23 protein-coding genes are annotated in these 21,908 nt (G+C 72.4%); 9 read left to right on the top strand and 14 right to left on the bottom strand.

Features of this window, described 5'->3' with window-relative positions:
- Positions 1–853 precede the first annotated feature (853 nt).
- Complete coding sequence (locus ACX25U_RS08155) at positions 854–1,687, bottom strand: rhomboid family intramembrane serine protease (protein ID WP_454390073.1); 834 nt, start codon at positions 1,685–1,687, stop codon at positions 854–856.
- Positions 1,688–1,817: 130 nt separating this feature from the next.
- On the opposite strand from ACX25U_RS08155, the gene ACX25U_RS08150 reads away from it, so the two are divergent.
- On the top strand, positions 1,818–2,108 hold the full coding sequence (locus tag ACX25U_RS08150; RefSeq protein ID WP_454390071.1) for a hypothetical protein: 291 nt from the start codon (positions 1,818–1,820) through the stop codon (positions 2,106–2,108).
- On the opposite strand, the gene ACX25U_RS08145 is transcribed toward ACX25U_RS08150, so the two are convergent.
- The gene (locus tag ACX25U_RS08145; protein ID WP_454390070.1) at positions 2,105–3,493 is read right to left on the bottom strand and encodes an FAD-dependent oxidoreductase; all 1,389 of its coding nucleotides are present in this window, start codon (positions 3,491–3,493) and stop codon (positions 2,105–2,107) included. The genes ACX25U_RS08150 and ACX25U_RS08145 overlap by 4 nt on opposite strands.
- 28 nt (positions 3,494–3,521) lie before the next feature.
- Complete coding sequence (locus ACX25U_RS08140) at positions 3,522–4,517, bottom strand: DUF4349 domain-containing protein (RefSeq protein WP_454390068.1); 996 nt, start codon at positions 4,515–4,517, stop codon at positions 3,522–3,524.
- 160 nt (positions 4,518–4,677) lie between these two features.
- Here ACX25U_RS08140 and hemG point away from each other — a divergent pair, with 160 nt between their 5' ends.
- Together hemG and hemQ are read left to right on the top strand one after the other, a co-directional pair.
- Positions 4,678–6,132 (top strand): protoporphyrinogen oxidase, encoded by a 1,455-nt coding sequence (gene hemG, locus ACX25U_RS08135; RefSeq protein ID WP_454390066.1) that lies wholly within the window; start codon positions 4,678–4,680, stop codon positions 6,130–6,132.
- A gap of 4 nt (positions 6,133–6,136) precedes the next feature.
- On the top strand, positions 6,137–6,868 hold the full coding sequence (gene hemQ / locus ACX25U_RS08130) for a hydrogen peroxide-dependent heme synthase (protein WP_454390064.1): 732 nt from the start codon (positions 6,137–6,139) through the stop codon (positions 6,866–6,868).
- A gap of 216 nt (positions 6,869–7,084) precedes the next feature.
- Here hemQ and ACX25U_RS08125 read toward each other — a convergent pair whose 3' ends face one another.
- From ACX25U_RS08125 to ACX25U_RS08115, 3 genes are all read right to left on the bottom strand, one after another.
- Entirely contained in the window at positions 7,085–8,743 is a 1,659-nt protein-coding gene (locus tag ACX25U_RS08125; protein WP_454390063.1) for an alpha/beta hydrolase, read from the bottom strand.
- 97 nt (positions 8,744–8,840) lie between these two features.
- A complete protein-coding gene (locus ACX25U_RS08120; RefSeq protein ID WP_454390061.1) occupies positions 8,841–9,626 on the bottom strand; it encodes a TIGR04222 domain-containing membrane protein in 786 nt (261 codons plus the stop codon).
- A 123-nt stretch (positions 9,627–9,749) separates the two neighbouring features.
- Positions 9,750–11,054, bottom strand: coding sequence for a DUF692 domain-containing protein (locus tag ACX25U_RS08115; RefSeq protein WP_454394155.1), 1,305 nt, complete (start codon positions 11,052–11,054; stop codon positions 9,750–9,752).
- Positions 11,055–11,222: 168 nt separating this feature from the next.
- On the opposite strand from ACX25U_RS08115, the gene ACX25U_RS08110 reads away from it, so the two are divergent.
- On the top strand, positions 11,223–11,600 hold the full coding sequence (locus tag ACX25U_RS08110; RefSeq protein WP_454390059.1) for a nuclear transport factor 2 family protein: 378 nt from the start codon (positions 11,223–11,225) through the stop codon (positions 11,598–11,600).
- On the opposite strand, the gene ACX25U_RS08105 is transcribed toward ACX25U_RS08110, so the two are convergent.
- The 7 genes from ACX25U_RS08105 to zapE all read right to left on the bottom strand — a co-directional run bounded on the left by ACX25U_RS08105 (position 11,597) and on the right by zapE (position 17,349).
- Positions 11,597–12,355: an aminoacyl-tRNA hydrolase gene (locus ACX25U_RS08105; protein ID WP_454390057.1), complete on the bottom strand. Its 759-nt coding sequence runs from the start codon at positions 12,353–12,355 to the stop codon at positions 11,597–11,599. The two genes, ACX25U_RS08110 and ACX25U_RS08105, sit on opposite strands and share 4 nt — an antisense overlap.
- A gap of 46 nt (positions 12,356–12,401) precedes the next feature.
- Positions 12,402–12,590 (bottom strand): hypothetical protein, encoded by a 189-nt coding sequence (locus ACX25U_RS08100; RefSeq protein ID WP_454390055.1) that lies wholly within the window; start codon positions 12,588–12,590, stop codon positions 12,402–12,404.
- Positions 12,591–12,620: 30 nt separating this feature from the next.
- Entirely contained in the window at positions 12,621–13,493 is an 873-nt protein-coding gene (locus ACX25U_RS08095) for a polysaccharide deacetylase family protein (protein ID WP_454390053.1), read from the bottom strand.
- A 104-nt stretch (positions 13,494–13,597) separates the two neighbouring features.
- Complete coding sequence (locus ACX25U_RS08090) at positions 13,598–14,476, bottom strand: PPK2 family polyphosphate kinase (RefSeq protein ID WP_454394153.1); 879 nt, start codon at positions 14,474–14,476, stop codon at positions 13,598–13,600.
- A gap of 84 nt (positions 14,477–14,560) precedes the next feature.
- Positions 14,561–15,463, bottom strand: a complete 903-nt coding sequence (locus ACX25U_RS08085) for a slipin family protein (protein ID WP_454390051.1) — start codon at positions 15,461–15,463, stop codon at positions 14,561–14,563.
- 117 nt (positions 15,464–15,580) lie between these two features.
- Positions 15,581–16,159, bottom strand: a complete 579-nt coding sequence (locus tag ACX25U_RS08080; protein WP_454390049.1) for a carbonic anhydrase — start codon at positions 16,157–16,159, stop codon at positions 15,581–15,583.
- Positions 16,160–16,200: 41 nt separating this feature from the next.
- Positions 16,201–17,349 (bottom strand): cell division protein ZapE, encoded by a 1,149-nt coding sequence (gene zapE / locus ACX25U_RS08075; RefSeq protein ID WP_454390047.1) that lies wholly within the window; start codon positions 17,347–17,349, stop codon positions 16,201–16,203.
- A gap of 37 nt (positions 17,350–17,386) precedes the next feature.
- Between zapE and ACX25U_RS08070 the strand changes: the two genes are divergently transcribed.
- The 4 genes from ACX25U_RS08070 (at position 17,387) to msrB (ending at position 20,717) form a co-directional block, all read left to right on the top strand.
- On the top strand, positions 17,387–18,223 hold the full coding sequence (locus tag ACX25U_RS08070; RefSeq protein ID WP_454390045.1) for a pyrimidine reductase family protein: 837 nt from the start codon (positions 17,387–17,389) through the stop codon (positions 18,221–18,223).
- Between the two features lie 167 nt (positions 18,224–18,390).
- The gene (locus ACX25U_RS08065) at positions 18,391–18,864 is read left to right on the top strand and encodes an indole-3-glycerol phosphate synthase (protein WP_454390043.1); all 474 of its coding nucleotides are present in this window, start codon (positions 18,391–18,393) and stop codon (positions 18,862–18,864) included.
- A 42-nt stretch (positions 18,865–18,906) separates the two neighbouring features.
- On the top strand, positions 18,907–20,295 hold the full coding sequence (murC, locus tag ACX25U_RS08060) for a UDP-N-acetylmuramate--L-alanine ligase (protein ID WP_454390041.1): 1,389 nt from the start codon (positions 18,907–18,909) through the stop codon (positions 20,293–20,295).
- A gap of 14 nt (positions 20,296–20,309) precedes the next feature.
- Positions 20,310–20,717 carry a peptide-methionine (R)-S-oxide reductase MsrB gene (msrB, locus tag ACX25U_RS08055; RefSeq protein ID WP_454390039.1) on the top strand — a complete coding sequence of 136 codons (408 nt, stop codon included), beginning with the start codon at positions 20,310–20,312 and terminating at the stop codon, positions 20,715–20,717.
- On the opposite strand, the gene ACX25U_RS08050 is transcribed toward msrB, so the two are convergent.
- On the bottom strand, positions 20,677–21,186 hold the full coding sequence (locus ACX25U_RS08050; protein ID WP_454390037.1) for a hypothetical protein: 510 nt from the start codon (positions 21,184–21,186) through the stop codon (positions 20,677–20,679). The two genes, msrB and ACX25U_RS08050, sit on opposite strands and share 41 nt — an antisense overlap.
- 229 nt (positions 21,187–21,415) lie before the next feature.
- On the opposite strand from ACX25U_RS08050, the gene ACX25U_RS08045 reads away from it, so the two are divergent.
- Positions 21,416–21,781 carry a DUF6479 family protein gene (locus tag ACX25U_RS08045; RefSeq protein WP_454390036.1) on the top strand — a complete coding sequence of 122 codons (366 nt, stop codon included), beginning with the start codon at positions 21,416–21,418 and terminating at the stop codon, positions 21,779–21,781.
- Positions 21,782–21,908: the final 127 nt, after the last annotated feature.

Here is a 21,908-nt window from a genome sequence, read left to right as displayed (position 1 = left end):
AGCTTCGCTACTCAGAGAGTTGCGCGATGGCCGCCCCATGACCAGGGACTATGCAGAGATCGCTGCTACACCACCCGGCGGGACACCATCGGCTAACCGGCGAATTCCTGCTATGTTTCGCGCCGCCTCGTGGTGTGGCATCTCCGACGTGGGGTTCTCGGGGGTCCCGTTGGGCTCGGCTGTGAGCCCCTGGGGCCTCCACTCCGAGCCGTGATGGATGGGCTCGGCGTGACCGCTAGCGGGGAGCGCTTGTTGCCTGACGGGGCGTCAGGAAAGTCGGTGATGAGTCAGCATGAGCCCTACTGGAGGTTCAAAAACCTGGTAAAATATGCAGGTGGTTGAATCGCTCAACGATCGACGGCTGGCCCGGTAGTGCAAATGTTACTTATGCAAAGCCGTTCAGGTTTTCCTCGCGCTTCCCGGCCCCTGGCGTGTGGCCCTACCAACCGCGTTCGACGTAATTCGTCTCGCCTGGAGGCGCGAAGTACCAGCTGACCTGCAGCCTCTCCACTTGCGACCCGAATCGCCCGTTTCTCTAGGCATAGAGAAACGGGCAGGTCAGCGGCCTGGCCGATCGGGCCAACGGGCCAACGGGCCAACAATGGAACGAAGAACGGTGGAGACAAACGCCTCTAAAACGGGGCAAGTTGGCGACCTCGGGGCGAGGTCCGTGCTCGACGCTCTATCGTCGATCGCGGGGCGGCTTGGCGACGGCATTCGGCCAGGTCCTCGGAGATCACACCGGAGAGCCTCGCCACCTGCGGAAACGCGAGCGCCTAGAGAAACGACCTGGGGCAGCCGAGAAGGTGAAGCCACAGGCCAGCGGGCATGCCGTTGCTCCAGAGGCTCCGAATTACGTCGAACCCCGGTACCAGGGTCGTCGCGCCTGCCGTCCGAAGAGGATGCCGTCCGGTTCGGGCGGTGGGGGAGTGCCCGGCTTGAGGGGCCAGGCGAGCAGCATGCCCGCGATGAAACCGACCACGTGGGCCAAGTACGCCACGGTGCCCGCCTCGGCGACCGCCTCGCCGGAGGAGTAGAACGCCTGCAGTACGAACCAGAAGCCCAGCACCAGCCAGGCCGGCAGCCGCAGCGGCAGGAAGAGGAGGAAGGGGACGAGGATCCAGACCCGTGCCCTCGGGTAGAGCACCAGGTAGGCGCCGAGGACGCCGGCGATGGCTCCCGAGGCGCCGATCAGGGGGGTGGTGGAGTAGGAGTTCGTGAGAGCAAATCCGTATGCAGCCGCGTAGCCGCAGACCACGTAGAACAGCAGGAACCGCACGTGGCCCATGCGGTCCTCGATGTTGTTGCCGAAGATGAGGAGAAACAGCATGTTGCCCAGCAGATGCAGCCAACTGCCGTGCAGGAACATCGCCGTGAAGACCGACAGCACGGGCGACTTGTCGTAGGCCGGCGGACCCAGCACGCAGCCCGGGCCGTGCACGCCCACGCCCACGACGCCGGTCGGCACCAGCGACGGCATCTGACCGTGGATCAGCTCTCTCGGCACGAGCGCGTAGTGCTCCGTGAACGCCTCCAGATGGCACAGCTGCGCCAGCGAGCTGCCGCCCGCCACGGAGCCGGAGACGCCGGGCGTGAGCAGGAACACCACGAAGTTCGCGGCGATCAGGGCGTACGTCACCCAGGGGGTACGCCGCGACGGGTTCACGTCATGGACGGGGATGACCACAGGGAAGTACTGCCCCCGATGCGCTCGCCGAATCGGTGAACGCCGCCGTCCGCGTGTCCGTATGAATCCTCAAGCACCCGCGGCCCGGGGAAGGCGGACCGCGGGGACGACGTGAGGAACAGGCGATCAGATGAGCGACCGAGTCACTCCTCCCATGCACGCGTTGCCCGACGGAGAGGCCGAGATCTCCCTGGTGGTGCGGCTGCCCTGGGAGGACGTCGCCCGGCTCGGCCAGGAGGCCGGCCGGCTGGCGTCCCAGATGCAGCGGCCGGTCACGCTGGACGAGGCCGTCAGCCACCGGCTGCGCTCCGTCCGGCCCACCGCCGCACACGCCAGGCCGGCCGGCGAACAGCCGGCGGCGACGGTGACGGCTTCCAGCGGCTCGGTCTCCTCCCTGCCGAGGCTCAACGGCACGGCCTAGGGGGCGCTGTCGCGGACCTTGGCCGCCGCCTTTCTCGCCGCCACCAGGACCGGGTCCCACACCGGTGAGAACGGCGGGGCGTAGCCGAGGTCCAGCGCCGTCATCTGTTCCACCGTCAGGCCGGCCGTGAGGGCGACCGCGGCGATGTCGACCCGCTTCGCCGCACCCTCGCGGCCGACGATCTGCACGCCCAGCAGGCGGCCGGTGCGACGCTCGGCGAGCATCTTGACCGTCATGGGGGAGGCGCCGGGGTAGTAGCCCGCGCGGCTGGTCGACTCGATGGTGACCGTCTCGAACCGCAGACCCACCCGGTGGGCGTCCCTCTCCCGCAGCCCGGTGCGCCCGATCTCCAGGTCGCACACCTTGCTCACCGCCGTGCCGACCACGCCGGGGAAGGTCGCGTAGCCGCCGCCGGCGTTGGTGCCGATGACCTGGCCGTGCTTGTTGGCGTGGGTGCCCAGCGGGACGTAGCGCCACTGCCCGGAGACCAGGTCCAGGACCTCCACGCAGTCCCCTCCGGCCCAGATGTTCTCGTGGCCGCGCACCCGCATCGCCCGGTCGGTGAGCAACCCACCGTGCGCGCCGAGCGGGAGCCCGGCCGCCCGCGCGAGCGCCGTCCCGGGGTGTACGCCGATGCCCAGCACGACCACGTCCGCCGGGTACTCGGCGTCCTCGGTGGCCACCGCACGCACCCGACCGTCGTCACCGGTGAGCACCTTGGTCACCTCGGCGTCGTCGACCATGGTGATGCCCAGGCCCTCCATGGCCCGGTGCACCAGGCGGCCCATGTCCGGATCGAGCGTGGACATGGGCTCCTTGCCGCGGTTGACGACCGTCACCTCGTAGCCACGCTTGATCATCGCCTCGGCCATCTCCACGCCGATGTAACCGGCGCCGACCACCACCGCCCGACGGCCACGCGCGCGCGTGAGGCTGTCGAGCAGGGCCTGGCCGTCGTCCAGGGTCTGCACACCGTGCACGCCGGGCGCGTCGAAGCCGGGCATGTCGGGGCGGACCGGACGGGCCCCGGTCGCGATCACGAGTTTGTCGTACGACGTCCAGGACTCCGCGCCGGAATCGACGTCCCGCGCGCGGACGCGCCCCGCGGCCACGTCGATCTCCGTCACCTCGGTGCGCATCCGCAGATCGATGTCCCGCGCGCGGTGCTCCTCGGGCGTGCGGGCGATCAGCCGGTCCCGCTCGTCGACGTCGCCGCTCACCCAGTACGGGATGCCGCACGCCGAGAACGAGGAGAAGTGGCCGCGTTCGAACGCCACGATCTCCAGCTCGTCGGGCCCGCGCATCCTCCGTGCCTGCGACGCCGCGGACATCCCCGCGGCGTCGCCGCCGATCACGACCAGTCGTTCCTTGGCGCTCGTCCTCATGGGGACACGCTACGGGGGACAGGTCCTCTCAGTCCCGCCCGCCCGGCTCCCCGGCCGGCTCGGGCGTGGCAGGGGCAGGGGCAGGGGCAGGGGCAGGGACGGGCACGGGCACGGGTCCGGGTTCGGGGCGGCGCGGCAGCCGGGGCCGTACGACCCGCAGCCACACCACGGCGAGCAGCGCCGCCGCCGCGGCGAACGGGAGCACCGCGCCGACGGCCAGGGCGATCCAGCGCAGCAGGGTGACGAACACGTGCCAGCCGCCCGACAGCGCGTCCACGAACCCCGGCCGGTCGTCGTGGGCGGCGGCCTTCGGCGCCGGCGTCCGGGACAGCGACAGGGTGATGGTGGCCATGCTCGTGCGGTCCTTCAGCGACGCCTGCTGGGCCAGCAGCGCCTCCAGGTCGGACTCGCGGCGGCTCAACTCTCCCTCCAGGGTGACCACGTCGCTCAGCCGGGTCGCCCGGTCCATCAGCGCACGCACCCGTGCCACGCTCGCCCGCTGGGACTTGATCCGGCTTTCGACGTCGACGACCTGATCGGTGACGTCCTGAGCCTTCGCAGTGCGGTCGAGCAGCTTGCCGGCGCCCTCCAGACCGGCCAGGACCTCGTCGTACTGGTCGGCGGGCACGCGCAGCACCACGCGCGTGCGTGCGTGGCCCGCCCCGTCGCGGGTGGTGGTCTCGTCGCCGACGTAGCCGCCGGCGTTCTCGGTGGCGGTGCGGGCCGCGTCCAGGGCCTTCGGCACGTCCTTGACCTGCACGGTGAGCGATGCGGTGCGGATGATGTGGCTCGCGGTGAGCCGGGGCGGCGCGGTGGCCTTCGCGCCGGAGGCCGCGCCCCCGCCGCTGCCCCTGTCAGTGTCCGGTGCGGCCTCACGGGCATCGCCCCGGGCGGCGCCCCCGGCGGCCTTGTCGGCGGAGAGGCCGTCGCTGCCGCCCGCGCTGCACCCGCTGAGCGCGAGCGCGGCGGCGAGCAGAAGCCCGGCCAGGGCGGGAACGGGCCGAACGGAACGTCGTGCGCGCATAAGGGCGCCCCCCAAGGGTCGTTGTGACGACTGTTGCTTCTTCGACGCACGACCCGCACGGGACGTTGGACGAATACGGTTCCGATGCGGTCACGTTCGGGACTCGTGCCGGACACCGGGGCGCGGGTGGGGTGTCCGTGGGGTCTGAGAGAGTGGGCTCATGAGCGCAACGGGTACGGACACGGGCCATGTCGTCGTCATCGGGGCCGGTATCGCGGGGCTGGCCGCCGCGCACCGGCTGCTGCGGCGCGGGGCGCGGGTGACCGTGCTGGAGGCGGCGGACCGGGTCGGCGGCAAGCTGCTGCCCGGCGAGATCGCGGGCGTACGCGTCGACCTGGGCGCCGAGTCGATGCTGGCCCGCCGACCCGAGGCCGTGACCCTCGCGCGCGAGACGGGCCTCGCCGGCCGACTCCAGCCGCCGGCCACCGCGACCGCCTCGATCTGGACCCGCGGCGCCCTGCGCCCCATGCCCAAGGGGCACGTCATGGGCGTCCCCGGCACGGCCTCCGCGCTGTCCGGCGTGCTGTCCGAGGAGGGCCTCGCCCGCATCGAGCGCGACGCCGAGCTGCCCCGCACGGAGGTCGGCGAGGACGTGGCGGTCGGCGAGTACGTGGCGGCGCGCCTGGGCCGCGAGGTGGTCGACCGCCTGGTCGAGCCCCTGCTCGGCGGGGTCTACGCCGGCGACGCCTACCGCATCTCGATGCGCTCGGCCGTCCCCCAGCTCTTCCAGGCCGCGCAGACCCACGACTCGCTGACCGAGGCGGTCCGTGACATCCAGGCCGGGGCCGCCGCCGCGCAGCAGACCGGACCGGTGTTCATGGGCATCGAGGGCGGGGTGGGCCGGCTGCCGCTCGCGGTCGCGGAGTCCGTGCGCGCCCGCGGCGGAGAGATCCTGACCGGCACGCGCGTGACGGAGCTGCGCAGGCAGGACCACACGTCCTGGCGGGTGGTCGCCGGGGACCGCGTGCTGCGGGCCGACGCCGTGGTCGTCGCCGTGCCCGCGCCCGTCGCCGCCGACCTGCTGCGCGCCGAGTCCCCCGAGGCCGCCGCCGAGCTGCGGGCCGTCGAGTACGCCTCCATGGCCCTGATCACCCTCGCCTACCGCCGCGCCGACGCCGTCCTGCCCCAGGGCAGCGGCTTCCTGGTGCCCCCCGTCGACGGCCGGACCATCAAGGCGTCCACCTTCGCCTCCCGGAAGTGGGGCTGGATCGCCGACGAGGACCCGGACGTGGTGGTGCTGCGCACCTCCGTGGGGCGGTACGGCGAGACGGAGATCCTGGGGCGGGAGGACGCCGAGCTCGTGGAGGTCTCCCGGCACGACCTGCGCGAGGCCACCGGCCTGGACGCCGCACCGCTCCAGACCCGCGTCACCCGCTGGACCGACGGACTGCCCCAGTACCCCGTCGGCCACCACGCGCGCGTGGCCCGCATCCGCGAGCACGTCGGCAAGCTCCCGGGCCTCGCGGTGTGCGGCGCGGTGTACGACGGCGTGGGCATCCCGGCGTGCATCGCGAGCGCGTACGCCGCCGTGGACCAGCTCGGCGGTGACCTGCGTGGTGTGCAGGAACTCACCGCGGCCCCGGTGCAGAGCCTGCACGGCGGAGCGGGAGAATAGCCCCATGAGTGCTGACGCCCCCACCCCCGAGCCCGGCAGGATCCCGAACAAGGGCAAGCTGGCCAAGGACCTCAACGAGGTCATCCGCTACACCCTGTGGTCCGTCTTCAAGCTGAAGGACGTGCTGCCCGAGGACCGCGCGGGCTACGCCGACGAGGTCCAGGAGCTGTTCGACCAGCTCGCCGCCAAGGACGTGACCATCCGCGGCACGTACGACCTCTCGGGCCTGCGCGCCGACGCCGACCTGATGATCTGGTGGCACGCCGAGACCAGCGACCAGCTGCAGGAGGCGTACAACCTCTTCCGCCGCACCAGGCTCGGCCGCGCGCTCACGCCGGTGTGGTCGAACATGGCGCTGCACCGCCCCGCCGAGTTCAACCGCTCGCACATCCCGGCGTTCCTCGCCGACGAGACGCCGCGCAACTACGTCAGCGTCTACCCGTTCGTACGCTCCTACGACTGGTACCTGCTGCCCGACGAGGACCGCCGCCGTATGCTCGCCGACCACGGCAAGATGGCCCGCGGCTACCCGGACGTGCGCGCCAACACGGTCGCGTCCTTCTCCCTCGGCGACTACGAGTGGGTCCTCGCCTTCGAGGCCGACGAGCTGCACCGCATCGTCGACCTCATGCGCCACCTGCGCGGCTCGGAGGCCCGCATGCACGTGCGCGAGGAGATCCCCTTCTTCACGGGGCGCCGCAAGGACATCGCGGACCTGGTGGCGGGACTGGCCTGACACCTGGCGGGGGCCCGAGGCCGGCCGGGGGTCCGGGGGTTGTCCCCCGGATGATGCAGCACGGGGCGCCGCAAGGACATCGCGGACCTGGTGGCGGGACTGGCCTGACACCTGGCGGGGGCCCGAGGCCGGCCGGGGGTCCGGGGGTTGTCCCCCGGATGATGCAGCACGGGGCGCCGCAAGGACATCGCGGACCTGGTCGCGGGGCCGGCCTGATCACTTCCCGGCGGCGGGCCGGTCGGTCCTCTCCCGCAGGGCGTCCCGCAGCTGCCGCGCGCGGGACTCCCGGAAGGTCGGGCCGCCCGGCCGCGGCTCCGGGTGCGGGGCGCAGGCCGCCTGCCGCTCCGGGAGCCGCCCCTGGAGCAGATAGGCGTCCAGGTACGCGTTGACGCACGGGTTCGGCCCGCCCGCGATGCCGTGCGAGCCCGCGTCCCGCTCGGTCACCAGCACCGAGCCGGCCAGGCGCCGGCGCAGTTCCAGGGCGCCGTCGTAGGGCGTGGCCGCGTCCCGCTCGGCGGCCAGGATCAGCGTGGGCGGCAGCTCGCCGGGCCCGGTCCGCACGTCCAGGGGCCGCTGCCGGGGCGCCTGCCAGTAGGCGCACGGCAGGTTCGTCCACACATTGCCCCAGGTCTCGAACGGTGCCACGCGCGCGAGCCGAGTGTTGTCCCGGTCCCAGACCTTGAAGTCCGTCGGCCAGGGGGCGTCGTTGCACTCCACGGCCGTGTAGACCGCGCTGCCGTTCTCCGCCTCCGCGGCCCCCTCCCGGCGCGGGGCCGCCAGCTCCACCAGCGGCTTGGGATCGCCCTTCAGATACGCCGACAGGGCCGCGGCACCACCCGGCCACCGGTCGTCGTCGTATCCGGCCGTCAGCAACAGGCCCTGCAGCTGCCCCGGCCCCACCGAGCCGCCCGCCGGCTCGACGGCGAGCCGCGCCCGCGCCCTGTCGTAACTCGCCTGCACCCGCTCCGCCGTGCGGCCGAGCCCGTACACCTCGTCATGCCGGGCCACCCAGTCCCGGAAGTCCGCCCAGCGACCCTCGAACGCGGCCGACTGGCCGAGGTTGTTGCGGTACCAGATCCGGTCGGGCGCCGGGTGCACCACCGCGTCGAAGACCATCCGGCGCACGTGCGAGGGGAACAGCGTGGCGTACAGCGCGCCGAAATAGGTGCCGTACGAGGAGCCCAGGAACGTCAGCCCGCCCTCACCGAGAGCCGCACGCAGGACGTCCAGGTCGCGGGCGTTGTTGAGGGAGTTGTAGTACCGCAGGGCCTTGCCCGCGCGCCGGGCGCAGCCGTCGGCGTACGCCTTGGCCTCGGCGACGCGCTGCTTCTTGTACGCCTCGGAAGGATGCGTCGGCGCGGGCGTCGGCCCCTTGACGAACCGCTTCGGGTCCACGCAGGACAGCGGCGCCGAGCGGCCCACCCCGCGTGGGGCGTAGCCGACGAGGTCGTAGGCGGACGCGATGCGCTTCCACTCGGGCAGCAGACCGACCAGCGGGAAGGACGTGCCGTCGGCGCCCGGCCCGCCCGGATTGAACACCAGGGCGCCCTGACGGGGCACTCCGCGCTTGCTGTTGCGCGGGTCCTTGTGGGTGGCCCGCACCCGGCTGACGGCGAGCCGGATCAGCTTGCCGTCGGGGCGCGCGTAGTCGAGCGGGACCGAGACCGTGCCGCACTCCACGGTGCGGGGCATGTCCCGCGCGTTCGGGCACCTGCCGAAGTCGATGCCGGCCGCCCGGGCGCGCGCCGCCGCCACGACGGTGCCGCGCTGCTCCGCCGCCGCGCCGGGGGCCCGCTCCGCGCCGCCGGCCGGGGCCGCGGCGAGGGCGGTCAGGACCAGGCATCCGGCGGCCGTCCGGACGGCGGCAGCTCTCATCATGTATCCCTTCGGCGCACGGCAGCGGCCCAAGGGTTTCGTTCACCGCGGCGGGAAGGCAAGCACCCTCGCGCCGGTGTCGGCGCGCGTACGCCCGTCAGTCCCGGTCACGGAAGGGCGCGTCGCGGTGGGCGAAGGCGGCGCGCAGGTCCGGTTCGCCGATCGCGCGGATGCCCCGTACGGCCACGGACGCCAGATACGCACGGTCGTCACCGGCGCCGTTCACGCGCCGGGTCAGCGTGCCGAGCAGGCGCTGTCCGGCCGGGGACGCCCAGCGCGAGTACGGGTGGACCTCCATGCGGGCGATGGCCAGGCAGCTCAGGGTGAGCGCGAGCGGCAGCGCGAACCAGAGGGCGATCAGGTCGCGGGGCATCCCGGTCGGGCCGGGCAGCAGCAGCGCGGTCGCGCCCAGGGCGACGACGGCCGACGTCGCGGCTCGTACCTGGCGGACCCCGGCCGCGATCGACCCCGCCCCCTCCGGCACGGCGAGACCGGCACGGACCAGGCGGTCGGCGAGGCCGCGCACCGCGTCCGCGGCGGCCGTGGCCGCGCGCACCGGCGCGATCCGGGACTGTCCCTCCGGGCCGATCTCCTCTATGACGGACCGCTCCATCTCGTCGCGCCCGCACGGATCGACGACGGTCGCCCAGCCGGTGTGCGCGAGCAGCAGCCGGCGCTGGCGTGCCATGGAGACGAGGGCCACATCGACGACCCGCGCGGGACCGCCCGAGAGGAACGCCGCCTCGTACAGCGTCAGTTCATGTCCCCGACCGGCGTCCACGTCCACGTCGACGTCGGCCGCGCGTACGGCGGCCAGACACAGCCGCGTACACGCCGTGCCCGCAACGACCCAGGCCAGCAGCAGGAGAAGGACCCAGAACATGACGCGTTTCCATGCCAGGGGCCTGGGAAACACCATGCCTTGTTCACGATCCGGACAGAGTGTGGCCTGTATGTGACGTTCCGTTCGTTTCCGGTACGGGCACGTACCGCACCGCCCCGCGCCTCAGCGCCGCAGCAGCACCTTCCGTGCCGCCCGTGCCACCCGTACCCCGGGCCTGCGGGACCGCGGGGCCGGCCCCGACCGCTCGAGCCGCCACTCCCGCAGCGTCCGCCGGACCGCCGGATCGTCCGGCCGCCCGGCGAGCAGCAGGGACGCCACGAAGTCCATGGCGTCCTGCCGGTAGCCCCCGCTCATCGGATGGGCCTGTGCATACGCGAGGAACGCGGCCCGGTAGCCCTCGCCGAGCAGCACCGGCAGCTCAGGCGCCACCCTGGCCACGACATCCGCACGCTTCGACGCCAGCGCCCGCGCCTGCACGCCCATCCGTATCCGGTCGAACCCCTCCGGCACGGGTGTCCCGGCGACGAGCGCCGACAGAAGCGCGGTCTGCGCGAGGGCGAGCCGCTGCCGGGCGGGCCCGGTGGCGTGTTCGGCCCGCCTCGGCGTGCGGACGGCCTCGTACGACCGCCGCACGGCGGACGTACGACCCAGCTCCACCGCCTCCCGAATCGTGTCCAACTCCCGCTTCAGCTCCTCGGGTTCGGGGAAGTTCTCGTCGCGTTCCAGCAGCACCCCCGGCGGGGACACGCGGGAGGCGAGGCCGGCCAGGATGTCGAGGACCGGCCGCGGAACCGGGTGGGCGTGGCTGTCGTGCCAGACGCCGTCCCGCTCGAAGCCGCCCGCCACATGGACGTACGCGATGGCCTCCAGGGGGAGTTCGGCCAGCGTCCTGGCCGGGTCCTCGCCCCGGTTGACGTGGTTGGTGTGCAGATTGGCCACGTCGATCAGCAGCCGTACCCCCGTGCGGTCGGCCAGCTCGTACAGGAACTGATCCTCCGTCAACTCATCGTCGGGCCAAGCCAGCAGTGCGGCGATGTTCTCGACGGCGAGCGGCACGGGCAGCGCCTCCTGCGCGATACGCACGTTCTCGCACAGCACGTCGAGGGCGTCACGCGTGCGTGGCACGGGCAGCAGGTGCCCCGCCTCCAGCCGCGGCGACGCGGTCGGCGCGCCACCCGCCCGCACGAACGCGATGTGCTCGCTCACCAGCGGCGAGCCGAGCGCCTCCACCCGCTCGGCGAGCGCCTTCAGCCGACGCTCGTCGGGCCGCTCGGCCCCGCCGAGGCCGAGCGAGACACCGTGCGGCACGACGGTCACCCCACGCTCCCGCAGGCGCAGCAGCGACTCGGGCAGATGGCCGGGGCACACGTTCTCGGACACGACCTCGACCCAGTCGACACCCGGCATCCCCTCCACGGCCTTCGCGATCTCCGGCCGCCACCCGATCCCCACCCCGAGCCGCTCCATGATCCCCTCGCTCTCTCCTGCCTCCATGCCTGGGCACGTGAGGGGGGTATGGCCCCGGCGCCCGGCCGCGAATCCCGGGACCCGCACGTTCAGAGCAACATTTGAGGTAGGCCGGACCCCGGCAATATTCGCTGTGCACGGGCCGGGGGATGTTCGTAGGGTCCGCGTATGACGGACGAGAACGACCGGGCCGTGCAGGCGGCCATCGACGGCGAACTGCGGCTCCTCGCCCCCGAGGTGCGGGCTTCGCCCGCCCTGGTCTCGGAGCTGCTGGACCCGGAGTTCACCGAGATCGGAGCGTCGGGCCGCTGGTGGGACGCGGAGTCGATCCTCACGGTGACGAGTGCCGGGACGGTGTCCCCGGAAGCCCCGGTCGAGGTCAGCAGGATGTCGGGGGAAGTCCTCGCACCGGGCATCGTTCACTTGACGTATTTCGGCGACAACCAGGGGCGCCGGGTCTGGCGGAGTTCCCTGTGGCGGCTGACGGAGACGGGCTGGCGTCTGTACTTCCACCAGGGGACGTTGGCGGCTGACGACAGGGCCTAGGAGTGGCCCCGGCGCAGCGCCGGGTGGTCGGCGACCACCGTGCAGGAACCCGGGGCGATCTCCGTGAAGCCCGCGTCGCGCACCAACGGCAGTCCCGCGGAAGTGAGTTCGCGCCAGTGGACGGGGTCGGCGGTGCGGACGGCGAGGGGGAAGCCGGCGTCGTGCCAGGCGGTGCGGTGTTCGTGGGGCAGCTCCCACCAGGCGAGTTGGGCGCCGTGGCCCGCCTGGGCCATGGCCTTGCCCGCGGACATGTCCAGGTCGGGGTTGAACCACAGGACGGGCAGGTCCGGGTCCGGCTCGGCGGGGGGTTCCGGGTCGTCCAGGTCGGTGCCGGAGACCTGGAGCCTGGCCAGGTCCCTGGGCCAGCCGTCGAGGGGGACGGGCGGGAAGACCCGTACCTCCGCCGTCTCCCCGGTGACCGTGATGCCGGGCAGGGCCTCCGCGCGTCGCCACTCGGCGCCGCGTGCCCGCCGGACCACCTTGCGGATCCGGGCGTCCTGCCAGTCCCGTACGGCCTGCGCCCACTCGCCGGCACCGGACGAGCGCTCGTCGCCGAGCAGCACCAGCACCGCGCGGGCCGCGGTCTCCAGCGCGTCGGTACGGGCCGGAGGGGCGGCCCGCTCGATCCGCACCACCAGCGGCAGCACGAACTGCCGCGCCTGATCGCGTGCGCCGGGATCGGGCCGGAACGGGCTGTCCTCGGTGGCGGTGGCGGTGGCGGTGGCCGTGGCCGTGGTGGTCTCGTCGGTGCTCACGCCCTCCAGTCTGCCAGCCGTGTGATCGGCCCCCCGCCGGCCCCGCTCAGCCCGAGCAGGCCGTACGCTGCGCCTCCTGCCACTCGCAGGCCGGGCAGAGCGTGATCCCCTTGTACGACTCCGGGTACTCCGTCGGCTTGCGGCACAGCACGCACTTCGCGTACGGCGGACCGTCGGCCTTCGGCGGCCTGGACGCGTCGATCAGGCAGTAGTCGCTGGTGTCGTCGCCGCTCATGAATCCAGCGCAGGACTGCCGGCCGACAGGTCAGGTGCGGCCGGCCGAGGCGCCGATCAGGTCGGAGACCTTCACCAGGCGGTAGCCCCGCTTGCGCAGCTCCGGCACGACCGTGCGCACCACGCGCTCGGTCGTCGGGGCCGCGCTGCGGGTGCAGTGCATGACCACGACCGAGCCCGGCCGGACCCCGCCCAGGACCTGCCGGGCCACGGCGTCCGCGTCCGTCGCGAACGCGTCGCCGCTCACCACGTCCCACTGCACCGCGGTGACGCCGAGGGGGCTCAGCGCCCGCAGGGCCTGCTGGTCGTAGCAGCCGCCGGGGAAGCGGAAGTACGGCATCGCGTGCTGCACGCCGGCCTTGCGGAACGCCTCGTACGCGCGTTCCACGTCCGAGCGCATGCGGTCGGCGGACACCGTGGGCAGGCCGTAGCAGTCGGCGGTGAACGCGTAGTGGCTGTAGGAGTGGTTGGCGAGCTCGAAGAGGGGATCGCCGCCGATGGAGCGGGCCTGGTCGGGGTACTGCTCGGCCCAGCGGCCCGTCATGAACACCGTGGCCGGCGCCTTCAGTGTGCGGAGCGTGGCGATGAGCTCCGGGTTGTCGAAGTGCTCGCCGGCCGCCGCGCGCGGTCCCTGGTCGGCGGTCATGTCGGCGTCGAAGGTGAGCGCGACCGTCTTCCCCTTGGTCCGGGGGCCGTTGCTGAAGACGGGGGTCAGGCCGCCGGGGGCCGGGGCGAGGGTCGGCGGCCGGGAGGGGGTGGGCTTGGCGGGGGCGGTGGTGGTGGTGGACCGCGACGATGTCGAGGGGGCCGGTCGTCCGGCGTGGGACGCCTGGGTGCTGCCGCAGGCGGCCAGGACGGCGCCCAGCACACAGACGGCGGCGATTCGTCGTACAAGTGGGATCACCCTACGAATCTAGGGCCTTCTCCGGTCGTACGAACGGTGGCACGGCCGTACGCTCACCCACCCGATGGCCACCCCGCGGACAGACGGGCGGGCGGACGGCGCGGTCACGGGTCCCGCTGCTTCAGCAGCCGCTCGCGGCACTCCTCCACGTCGAAGTCCGCCGCCGGATAGCGCGGGTCCAGCGCCTCCAGGTGTTCGAGGAGCAGGCGGCTGACCGCCCAGTTGCGGTACCACTTGTGGTCCGCCGGGATCAGGTACCAGGGCGCGTACGGGGCCGCGCAGCGGCGCAGGGCGATCCCGTACGCCTCCTGGTAGGCCCCCCACAGGGAGCGCTCGTCGATGTCGGCGGGGTCGAACTTCCAGTGCTTGTCCGGGTTGTCCAGGCGCTTGAGCAGGCGGCGGCGCTGGCGGTCGAAGGAGATGTGCAGAAAGCACTTGATCACGGTCACGCCGTTCTCGGCGAGGGACCGCTCGAAGCCGTTGATCCGGTCGTACCGGTCCTCGATCTCGGAGCGCGGGACGAGGTCGTGGACCCGGGCGATCAGGACGTCCTCGTAGTGGGAGCGGTCGAAGATGCCGATCTCGCCGGGCCGGGGCAGCGCCTTGCGGATCCGCCAGAGGAAGGAGTGGGCCAGCTCCTGCGGGGTGGGCGCCTTGAAGGCCTGGATACGGCAGCCGGAGGGGTTGAACAGACCGATCACGTGCTTGACCGTGCCGCCCTTGCCGCTGGTGTCCATGCCCTGCAGCACCAGCAGGATCCGGCGCCGGTCACCGGCGGTGCTCGCCGCCCACAACCGTTCCTGCAGGGCGGCGAGCGGCTTGCCCATCCGGGCCGCCTCCGTGCGGCCGGCGGCCTTGTCCCGGGGACCCGCGGGCGTGGCCGCCGCGTCGTACGCGGACAGGTCGATCACCTCGCCGACGGGGACCCGCAGCAGCTCGCGCAGGGGGACCTCGGCGTGCTCCTGTGCCGTGCCGTGCCGCACGTCCTGCCGCCTCGCCGCGTCCCTGGAGCTCTTCCCGGCCACGGGCCACCACCCCTTCACCCGGTTGCGTGTGCCCCGCCGCCCCTACGGCTGAGCTGTCTGCGGGTGGGATCCGGTGCCGTCCGGGACGGGGGGCTCGGGGGTGGCCGCGTCGGCGGTGGTGCGGACGGGGGTGATCGGGGCGGCCGGCGCCTGGTCGAGCGACCTCTGCGGCTCCGGCTCCGGCGACTGCTGGGCCTTTTCCAGGAAGCGGAGGAGTTCCACGGGGAAGGGCAGGACGAGCGTGGAGTTCTTCTCCGCTGCGACGGCCGTTATCGTCTGCAGCAGCCGCAGTTGCAGCGCGGAGGGCGTGTCGGCCATCTGCTGCGCCGCCTCGGCCAGCTTCTTGGACGCCTGGTACTCCGCGTCCGCGTTGATGATGCGGGCCCGCCGGTCCCGGTCCGCCTCCGCCTGCCGGGCCATGGACCGCTTCATCGTCTCGGGCAGGGAGACGTCCTTGATCTCCACGCGGTCGATCTGCACGCCCCACCCGACGGCCGGGCTGTCGATCATCAGTTCCAGCCCCTGGTTGAGCTTCTCGCGGTTGGACAGCAGGTCGTCCAGGTCACTCTTGCCGATGATCGAGCGCAGGGACGTCTGGGCCATCTGCGAGACCGCGAACTTGTAGTCCTCCACCCGGATGAGCGCGTTCGCCGCGTCGACCACCTTGAAGTAGACGACCGCGTCCACGCGTACGGTCACGTTGTCCCGGGTGATGCCCTCCTGGGCGGGGATCGGCAGCGTGACGATCTGCAGGTTGACCTTGTAGAGCCGGTCCACGAACGGGACGATCATCGCCAGGCCCGGTGGTCGCGGCTCACCGGACAGCCGCCCGAGCCGGAACACCACCCCGCGCTCGTACTGCTTGACGACTCGCATCGCCGCGGCGAGGTACACGAATCCCGCGCAGCCCGCGGCGATCACAGCGGTCACCAGTTCTTGCACCATGACGACTCCTCGGACGGACGGCCGTCTGCTTCTTGTGCGACTGTTTCCACGATAGGCCCGGCCCGGGAAAAGTGGGCGGGCCGCGACGCTCACAGTGCGGTGCTCACAGAGCGGTGCTCACAGAGCGGTGAAGGTGTCGGTGCGCGGACAGTGCGCGAGCACCACGCCGGTGTGCACTTCGTAGTACCAGGCGCGCAGATTCAGCCGCCCGTCCGCCAGCCGCTGCTCGACGCAGGGGTACGAGCGCAGCCGCAGCACCTGCGTCAGGACGTGCGCCTGCACGCCCTCGGCGACCGCCGGGTCCTCCGCGGCACCCTTGGGCAGGGGCGCCGCCTGGACCAGCCAGTCCCGTACGGCGGGTACGGCGTCGAGGTCGTCCCCGCGGACCAGGGCCCCGACGGCCCCGCAGTGCGAGTGGCCGCACACGACGACCTCGCGGACGCCGAGCACCTCCACGGCGTACTCGATGGTGGCCGCCTCGCTGGTGGGACGCTCGGAGGCGTACGGCGGCACGATGTTGCCCGCGGTGCGCAGCTCGAACAGCTCGCCGGGGCGGGCGCCGGTGATCAGGGCCGGGACGACCCGGGAGTCGGAGCAGGTGATGAACAGGACCTCGGGGGACTGACCCTCGGCGAGCCGGGCGAAGTCCGCCGGCCGCCGTCCGAACGTACGGGCGTTGTCGATCAGGGGCTGCATGGGCCCAAGTTAACTCAAAGGAGTCACGCACACACTTTACGTCACGTCGTCTCGACGAGTCCCTTGGCGTCCCGGGCGAGGGCGGTGAGGCGGGATATCGCGCGGAAGTACTTCTTGCGGTAGCCGCCGTTCAGCATCTCCTCGCTGAACAGCCGGTCGAAGGGCAGCCCCGAGGCCAGCACGGGCACCTCACGGTCGTAGAGCCGGTCCGCGAGCACCACGAGCCGCAGCGCGGTGGACTGGTCGGGCACCGGCCGCACCCCGGTGAGGCACACGGCCGCCACGCCGTCGGTCAGGGCGCCGTAGCGGCTGGGGTGGACCCTGGCCAGGTGGTCGAGGAGCTGCGGGAAGTCGTCGAGGGAGGCGTTCTCGGTGGCGTACGCCGCCTTGGCCACCTGCTCGTCGGAGTACGGCGCCGGCGCCTCGGGCAGGCCGCGGTGGCGGTAGTCCTCGCCGTCGATGCGCAGCGTGCGGAAGTGCGCGGACAGGCCCTGGATCTCGCGCAGGAAGTCCGCGGCGGCGAACCGGCCCTCACCGAGCTTGCCCGGCAGCGTGTTGGAGGTGGCGGCGAGCGCGACGCCCTCGTCGACGAGCCGGCCGAGCAGGGTGGAGACGAGCACGGTGTCGCCGGGGTCGTCCAGCTCGAACTCGTCGATGCACAGCAGCCGGTGGCCGGAGAGGGTCTCGACCGTCTTCTGGAAGCCGAGGGCGCCGACGAGGTTGGTCAGCTCCACGAACGTGCCGAACGCCTTGCGGGTGGGCTCGGCCTCGGTGGCGTGCCACAGGGAGGCCAGCAGGTGGGTCTTGCCGACGCCGTAGCCGCCGTCGAGGTAGACGCCGCGGGGGCCGGCGGGGGCCTTGCCCTTGGCGGCCCTGCCCTTGCCGCCGCCGTTGCTCCTGCCGTTGCCCTTGTTCTTCCCGAAACCGAAGAAGCCGCGCCTGGCGGAGCCGGCCGAGGGCGCACCGCCGAGCCCGGCGGCGAAGTCCTCCAGGACCCGCACGGCCTCGGTCTGGCTGGGCTGCCCGGGGTCCGGGATGTACGTCGCGAAGCGCACCGAGTCGAAGCGCGGCGGCGGCACCATCTCGGCGACCAGCCGGTCGGCGGGGACGTGCGGCTCGCGGGCGCACAGCGACAGCGGGGCCGCGTCGGTCAGGGGGCTGAGCCCGGAGGGGGCTGTGGAGGACGACACGGTTCCCCATGGTAAGCGGCGTGGAACACTGCACGGCATGCGACGCCTGTTCCCTGTGACCGACGAAACAGCAGCCCAGATCCCGGACGGGGCCCGTGGGGCGGGTGGTGCGAGCGCGCCCGGTGCCCCTGCGGACCTCGCGGACCGGGAGTGGACCCTCGCCGAGCTGGCGGCCGCCTACGCCTACCCGGAGCGCGGACCCGCGGGCCGGGAGCCGTGGCTGCGCGCCAACATGGTGGCCACGCTGGACGGTGCCGCCCAGCACGAGGGCCGTTCGCAGCCCATCTCCAGCGCCGCCGACATGCGGATCTTCGGCACGCTGCGGGGACTGGCCGACGTGGTGGTGGTCGGTGCGGAAACGGTACGTCAGGAGGGGTACCGCCCGGCCCGGGCGCGGGCGGAGTTCGCGGCGCTGCGGGAGGCGGCCGGGCAGGGGCCGACCCCGGCGATCGCGGTGGTCACCGCGAGCCTGGAGCTGGACTTCTCGCTGCCGCTGTTCACCTCGCCCCTGGTGCCCACGCTGATCCTCACGGGCGCCGCGGCGGCCCCCGACCGGATCGCGGCGGCGGAGAAGGCGGGCGCGCGGGTGGTGATCGCCGGCGACGGCGTCGGCATCGACCCCGCCCGCGCCGTCCGGGCACTCGCCGGACTCGGCCACACCCGCCTGCTCACCGAGGGCGGCCCCCGCCTGCTCGGCCAGCTGGTGGCGTCCGGCGTCCTCGACGAACTGTGCCTCACCGTCTCCCCGATGCTCACCGCCGGCAACGCCCAGCGCATCGCAGGCGGCCCCTCCATCACGGTCCCCCGGCGCTTCACCCTTGCCTCCCTCCTGGAGGAGGAGGGCTTCCTGTTCAGCCGGTACCGACGGGACTGACTGGTCAGCCGGCACCGACGGGACTGTCCGGGGCCGGGGTGCGTGGCCGGTGCACCACATTCGCGATACCCGTGCGATCACGGGGCAGGATGGTTTCCGCAGGGGCCGGTACGGCCCGTGGAGGCAGACGGAGGGGCCGTGGGCCCTCGGAGGAGAAAGGCCGCCTGGTGTTCACAAGCGTATTGATGATCGAGAAGGCCCTGACGTCCGCCGACGTGGAGTTCGTCACCACCTTGCACGGCGAGGAGCCGGTCTTCTTCCACGTGCTGCTCCAGCCCCGCGGCGACCAGGCGGACCGGCTGCTGCGGGCCATCGACGACATCGCGCTCGGCGAACTCGACGAGGCGGCGCGCGAGGGCGAGACCCCCGAGGGCGAGGCCGCGAAGGGCGAGGGGGAGCGGGCCCTGGATGTGTCCCTCAGGGCGCTGCGCGCGGCCGGCAGCGAGGCCGAGGGGCGGCTCGTCGAGGCTCACCCGCTGGACGCCCTGAAGACCCTGGTCACCGAGGTCGACGCCGACGAGGTCATCGTCCTGACCGACCCGCACTACGTGGAGGAGTTCTTCCACCGCGACTGGGCCTCGCGGGCCCGCCACAAGGTCGGCGTACCGGTCCTGAAACTCTTCTCCCACAGCAAGGCATAGGCTACGTCGTACCGCAGCCGTACCACCTGGGGAGAAAAGCGCATGGCACCCGGCCTTCCTACCGCCATGGACCGACCGCACTTCATCGGCATCGGCGGCGCCGGGATGTCGGGCATCGCCAAGATCCTCGCGCAGCGCGGCGCCGAGGTGGCCGGCAGCGACGCGAAGGAGTCGGCGACCGCCGAGGCGCTGCGCGCGCTGGGCGCCACCGTGCACATCGGGCACGCGGCCGAGCACCTCGCCGACGACGCGAGCTGCGTCGTCGTCTCCTCGGCGATCCGTGAGGACAACCCCGAGCTGGCCCGCGCGGCCGAGCTGGGCATCCCGGTCGTCCACCGCTCCGACGCCCTGGCCTCCCTGATGGAGGGCCTGCGCCCGCTCGCCGTCGCCGGCACCCACGGCAAGACCACCACCACCTCCATGCTGGCGGTGTCCCTCACCGAGCTGGGCCTGAACCCGTCGTACGCCATCGGCGGCGACCTGGACGCCCCCGGCTCCAACGCGCTGCACGGCGAGGGCGACATCTTCGTCGCCGAGGCGGACGAATCGGACCGCAGCTTCCACAAGTACGCGCCCGAGGTCGCCATCGTCCTCAACGTCGAACTCGACCACCACGCCAACTACGCCTCGATGGACGAGATCTACGAGTCCTTCGAGACCTTCGCCGCGAAGATCGTCCCCGGCGGCACGCTGGTGATCTCCGCCGACCACGAGGGCGCGCGCGAGCTCACCCGGCGCCTGGCCGGTTCCGTGCGCACGGTGACGTACGGCGAGGCCGAGGACGCCGACGTACGGGTCCTGTCCGTCGTACCGCAGGGCCTGAGGAGCGAGGTCGCCGCGGTGCTGGACGGTACCGAGCTGACCTTCACGGTCTCCGTCCCCGGCCGCCACTACGCGCACAACGCCGTCGCCGCGCTGGCCGCGGGCGCCGCCCTCGGCATCCCGGCCGCCGGGCTCGCCCCCGCGATCGCCGCGTACACCGGTGTCAAGCGGCGCCTGCAGCTCAAGGGCGAGGCCGCCGGCGTCCAGGTGATCGACTCCTACGCTCACCACCCCACCGAGATGACCGCCGACCTGGAGGCGATGCGCGCGGCCGTCGGCGACGCCCGGATCCTGGTCGTCTTCCAGCCGCACCTGTTCTCCCGCACCCAGGAGCTGGGCAAGGAGATGGGCCAGGCCCTCGCCCTCGCCGACGCCTCGGTCGTCCTGGACATCTACCCGGCCCGCGAGGACCCGATCCCCGGCATCACCAGCGAGCTGATCGTCGAGGCGGCCCGGGCGGCGGGAGCCGACGTCACGGCCGTGCACGACAAGGCCGAGGTGCCGGACGTGATCGCGGGAATGGCGAAGGCCGGTGATCTCGTTCTCACCATGGGCGCGGGCGATGTCACCGACCTCGGACCGCGCATTCTGGACCGTCTGTCGAAGTAAGGGGCTGAGGGCTCATGCCGTACGACGTCGAGAAGCCGGACGAGCAGTGGCGCGCGGAGCTGACCCCGGCCGAGTACGCGGTGCTGCGCCGGGCCGGTACGGAACCCGCCTTCACCGGTGAGTACACCGACACCAGGACCAAGGGCGTGTACTCCTGCCGGGCCTGCGGCGCCGATCTGTTCACCTCCGACACCAAGTTCGAGTCCCACTGCGGCTGGCCGTCCTTCTACGATCCGAAGGACACCGACGCCGTGGAACTCGTGGAGGACCGCTCCCACGGAATGGTGCGCACCGAGGTCCGGTGCGCCCGCTGCGGCTCCCACCTCGGGCACGTCTTCGAGGGCGAGGGCTACCCGACCCCGACCGACCAGCGGTACTGCATCAACTCGATCTCGCTGCGGCTGGCCCCTGACGAGGGCTGACGGTGCGGGCCGTGCACGTCTCATCGGACAGGTGCCGCACGGACACGCGCGGGGCCCCGCGCGCGGGAAGAGGAACGTGGAAGGCGTAACAGCCTTCCACGCTGGTCTGGTCCACGAAGATGAACGTTCTTGATGGACCCAGACCGAGCATTTCGGCGATGACGGTGACCGATCCGCCCCGCCTGTCGATGCCGACCAGTCCCTTGGCGGATTGCGCGGGAGGGAAGAGCCGGGCGATCTCCGCGTCTCGCAGATCCCCGTCGGCCGCGGCCTGAGCGAGGCGCTCCTGTCGCGTTTCGACGTTTTCACGCAGGTCTGCCCGGGCATCGCTCTCATCGCGCTCCGGTTGAGTCGCCAGCCGGATCCAGCTTCCCGCGAAGGCCACGAGCAGCAGGACGCAAACGGCCATGCATCCGTTGAACAGGCAACCACCGGTGGTGCCGGTCCGGACCTGTGGTCTTCTCGCCATGAGCACAACCTCTGCCGCGAGCGCACCACCGCGCCGACCGCGACACCGAACCGCAACGACAACGAGCCGTCGAGGTGACAGTCGGTGCCGGCCTGCCCACCTCCAGTGCGACCGACGCCCGGGTGCAACGCTTTGCAGTGTCGTTTCATAGTGGGACAATGTGGAACACAGGTGACGTCACCGGCGTCACCGTCACTTTTCGCTTTCCTCAGCGAGGCGGGTGGAAAATATGGACACAGCCTCCTACGTCGTACTGGCCGCGGGGACGAATGTCTGGGGCCCCCTCGGCGCCTTCATCGGCGGACTGATCATCGCGGGGGCCCTGGTGGCGGCCGTCCTGGTGGGCATCCGCGTGATGCGCCGGGAGCCGGACCGGCCGACCGAGGCCGAGCAGCCGCATCTGCCGGTCACCGGGGCTGTCCACGAGATCAGCGAGATGCGGGAGCCGGACGAGGTGCACCCCGAGGGCGGGGAGCGGCTCATGCCCTACGAGCTGCACGCCAGTGGGAGCCGGCGCAGGCCGGACCAGCACCGGCGCCGCTGGTCCCCCGGCAGCAGCGGATCCTTCGGCGGCGGTGGCGGCGGTCGGACCTGATCGCACCCGTCACAAGGGGACGGGCCCTGGGAATGGGCCCGTCCCCTCGTTTCGTCATTGGCGCGCGGTGCGCACCCTCCCCGGCCTCTTGAGCCGGGCAGGCGCCATGGTGTCGTTCGCGGACCGC

It is taken from the genome of Streptomyces sp. JNUCC 63, assembly GCF_054366325.1.
This window is presented reverse-complemented; position numbering and strand designations above follow the sequence as displayed.

What these genes read in the sequence shown, in the direction of transcription:
- ACX25U_RS08150 (WP_454390071.1), top strand. Translation starts at nt 1,818, where the DNA reads ATGAGCGACCGAGTCACTCCTCCCATGCACGCGTTGCCCGACGGAGAG.
- ACX25U_RS08145 (WP_454390070.1), bottom strand. Translation starts at nt 3,493, where the DNA reads ATGAGGACGAGCGCCAAGGAACGACTGGTCGTGATCGGCGGCGACGCC.
- ACX25U_RS08140 (WP_454390068.1), bottom strand. Translation starts at nt 4,517, where the DNA reads ATGCGCGCACGACGTTCCGTTCGGCCCGTTCCCGCCCTGGCCGGGCTT.
- hemG (WP_454390066.1), top strand. Translation starts at nt 4,678, where the DNA reads ATGAGCGCAACGGGTACGGACACGGGCCATGTCGTCGTCATCGGGGCC.
- hemQ (WP_454390064.1), top strand. Translation starts at nt 6,137, where the DNA reads ATGAGTGCTGACGCCCCCACCCCCGAGCCCGGCAGGATCCCGAACAAG.
- ACX25U_RS08125 (WP_454390063.1), bottom strand. Translation starts at nt 8,743, where the DNA reads ATGAGAGCTGCCGCCGTCCGGACGGCCGCCGGATGCCTGGTCCTGACC.
- ACX25U_RS08120 (WP_454390061.1), bottom strand. Translation starts at nt 9,626, where the DNA reads ATGTTCTGGGTCCTTCTCCTGCTGCTGGCCTGGGTCGTTGCGGGCACG.
- ACX25U_RS08115 (WP_454394155.1), bottom strand. Translation starts at nt 11,054, where the DNA reads ATGGAGCGGCTCGGGGTGGGGATCGGGTGGCGGCCGGAGATCGCGAAG.
- ACX25U_RS08110 (WP_454390059.1), top strand. Translation starts at nt 11,223, where the DNA reads ATGACGGACGAGAACGACCGGGCCGTGCAGGCGGCCATCGACGGCGAA.
- ACX25U_RS08100 (WP_454390055.1), bottom strand. Translation starts at nt 12,590, where the DNA reads ATGAGCGGCGACGACACCAGCGACTACTGCCTGATCGACGCGTCCAGG.
- ACX25U_RS08085 (WP_454390051.1), bottom strand. Translation starts at nt 15,463, where the DNA reads ATGGTGCAAGAACTGGTGACCGCTGTGATCGCCGCGGGCTGCGCGGGA.
- ACX25U_RS08080 (WP_454390049.1), bottom strand. Translation starts at nt 16,159, where the DNA reads ATGCAGCCCCTGATCGACAACGCCCGTACGTTCGGACGGCGGCCGGCG.
- ACX25U_RS08070 (WP_454390045.1), top strand. Translation starts at nt 17,387, where the DNA reads ATGCGACGCCTGTTCCCTGTGACCGACGAAACAGCAGCCCAGATCCCG.
- murC (WP_454390041.1), top strand. Translation starts at nt 18,907, where the DNA reads ATGGCACCCGGCCTTCCTACCGCCATGGACCGACCGCACTTCATCGGC.
- msrB (WP_454390039.1), top strand. Translation starts at nt 20,310, where the DNA reads ATGCCGTACGACGTCGAGAAGCCGGACGAGCAGTGGCGCGCGGAGCTG.
- ACX25U_RS08050 (WP_454390037.1), bottom strand. Translation starts at nt 21,186, where the DNA reads ATGGCGAGAAGACCACAGGTCCGGACCGGCACCACCGGTGGTTGCCTG.
- ACX25U_RS08045 (WP_454390036.1), top strand. Translation starts at nt 21,416, where the DNA reads ATGGACACAGCCTCCTACGTCGTACTGGCCGCGGGGACGAATGTCTGG.